Here is a 2,365-nt window from a genome sequence, read left to right on the forward strand (position 1 = left end):
ACATCAAGGACCCGACGCAGAACATCGTCTGGGTGACGCCGGAGGGTGGCGGCGGGCCGAACTATCCGAACATGTGATGGGCAACTGGTTGCGGGTTCCAGACTCACGACGCTTCCCCACAGATCGAACCCCACGGCCCGGGCGATGCGCGTGAGTTGCGGCAGCGCTTTGCGCAACAGCGGCGATTCGTTGCGATTGCCCGGGGCCGACTCGAACGGCGCGATCACGTCGCTACGCAAATCACCGTCTATGAGCACAGGCATGCCTAAACGCGAAAATCGGTCGGCGCAATCTGCCGTTCTGGCCGCAGACATGCATAGTCGCGAATGCGCATCTTTCATCCGCTCTTGAAGGATGGTACTAGCCCGATGGCCGCTTTCTGGTCGCAGCTGACCGCTCAACGTCCACTCGATCGCAAGCGCGAACGTCGTCGCGTCCTGGCCGCTTGTGCGCGTTCAGCCAGGTTAGCCGTAAGCTGCCAGCGAAAAGCTCTCGCTGTGCCAAGGGCAGCTTTGTGACACCGCATGTCAGCGGATGCGATCGGCCAAAAAAACTCATTCGACGCAGCGATAGATTCGTTGAGTCGAGCGAAAGCGCTTCATTTTGAAATCGGACCGCTGGGCGCAACGGGGACCCTCTACGGTCTTTCGAAACAATTCACTGACGGCGAGACCTGACATCCGCGAGTACCGGTGGTCGAACGGCCGCAAAGTGACTTGTGGACGAATCCGCTTGCGCGGTAGTGGCTTCGTCCGGGCGTGGGCGGTTCTTGAGATGTCGGCCGGGAGGTTCCTTATGTTGGAGAATAAGGCAATCCGCCTCGTTCTTCAACGGGAGCCGAATCATGATTTCCTCGATACCTCCGTTCAGGGTCTTGGCCAGATGACGTTGTAGTCGAGCGTGCAGTTCTGCCACGGTCAAGCCACTGCGCTATCAGTCTGGCGCGCCCGGGACGAGCCTGCCTTTCGCCATTCCTTGATCGTCCACGGCCTCGTCCGCATCTAATACCGGCGTAGTAAGCCTGAGCACATTCGAGGCGCTCCATGAGCGCGCCCATCTGTCGACCAATCCGACGACAGTGATCAGATTCGGCGTGCGCCTGGGCTGCCGGCTTGTCGACGTAGCGCTCGATGAAGACGCATTCATGCGCTTCGTCGGAGCGCCACGGGTCATATGCCAGGCACCGGCTTAAAGGGGCGACTCGGCCACCAGTCCGGATGCCAGCGTTTCGAACTTCGCCTCGCGGCCTGCCTCTACGCGGATTCTTGCAATAATTTTGCCATCGTCTCTTTCCTTGTTGGGATCACCATCGTTCATGCGTGCGACAGCATCCCGTGAAGCCGCTTCGCAACAATCTCTTCGGCCTGGTGCATGATTCGTTCGACCAGTTCGCCGACCCTGGGGATGTCATGAATGAGTCCGGCAACCATACCGCACGACCAAGCGCCGACGTCCACGTCGCCGTCCTTCATGACACGCGGATAGACGCCCCCTACCTCGTCCGCGATGTCCGAGAAGGCGATGTCGGCGCCGAGTCGCCTTTCCTTTTCCAGCAGGCGCTCGACCCCAGCGTTGTTCAGCACGCGTTCGGTATTGCGCAGCGGGCGCATTACGAGTCGCGTATCCAGTTCCGTTGCCGCGACGATGGCCTGTTTGACCTTCTGGTGGACCGGCGCTTCGTGGGTCGCCACGAAGCGCGTGCCCATGTTGATACCGCCCGCACCCATGGCAAGTGCCGCCACAAGCGAACGACCATCGGCCATGCCGCCCGAGGCGACGAACGGTACCCGGAGTTCGTCCGCGGCTCTGGGCAGCAGGATGAAGTTGGGGACATCGTCCTCGCCGGGATGGCCCCCGCATTCAAAGCCGTCCACGCTGACCGCATCACATCCGATGCTCTCGGCCTTCAGTGCATGCCGCACCGATGTGCATTTGTGAATCACCTTGACGCCGGCCTCCTGCAGCATGGGCAGCCACTTCTGCGGATTGTTCCCCGCGGTCTCGACGATTTTCACGCCGCCATCGATGATCGCACGTAGCCGGGGTAATCCGGCGGATTGCGTGCCGGAAGGAACGTCAGGTTGACGCCGAACGGCTTGTCGGTCATGTCCCGGCAGCGCCGGATCTCGCCCGCCAGCGCCTCCGGGCTGGGCTGTGTCAACGCCGTAACAAGACCCAGGCCGCCCGCATTTGACACCGCTGCAGCCAGTTCCGCGAATCCTACGTAGTGCATGCCGCCTTGGATGATGGGATGCTCGATGCCGAACAATTCCGTGATCTGCGTCTTCATTGCGAATCTCTCTTGAATGGATGGGTAGTTGTACGCTGGGATACAGTCAGAATTGGGCCGGCAATGCCATTACAC

Annotated in this window: 2 protein-coding genes and 1 pseudogene; 1 reads left to right on the forward strand and 2 read right to left on the reverse strand. The window is 60.8% G+C overall.

The window, feature by feature from the left end; genetic code table 11:
* Positions 1–77 (forward strand): 4Fe-4S dicluster domain-containing protein (locus tag AWB67_RS43675; RefSeq protein ID WP_133168007.1); only part of this gene is annotated, 77 nt, incomplete at its 5' end.
* Between the two features lie 716 nt (positions 78–793).
* Here AWB67_RS43675 and AWB67_RS43680 read toward each other — a convergent pair.
* Both AWB67_RS43680 and AWB67_RS36480 read right to left on the reverse strand, forming a co-directional pair.
* On the reverse strand, positions 794–1,219 hold the full coding sequence (locus AWB67_RS43680) for a putative quinol monooxygenase (RefSeq protein ID WP_087660698.1): 426 nt from the start codon (positions 1,217–1,219) through the stop codon (positions 794–796).
* A 94-nt stretch (positions 1,220–1,313) separates the two neighbouring features.
* Positions 1,314–2,290 (reverse strand): annotated as a pseudogene (locus AWB67_RS36480) (NAD(P)H-dependent flavin oxidoreductase).
* Positions 2,291–2,365 lie beyond the last annotated feature (75 nt).

The sequence above is a fragment of the Caballeronia terrestris genome (genome assembly GCF_001544515.1).
Classification (GTDB): Bacteria; Pseudomonadota; Gammaproteobacteria; order Burkholderiales; family Burkholderiaceae; genus Caballeronia; species Caballeronia terrestris.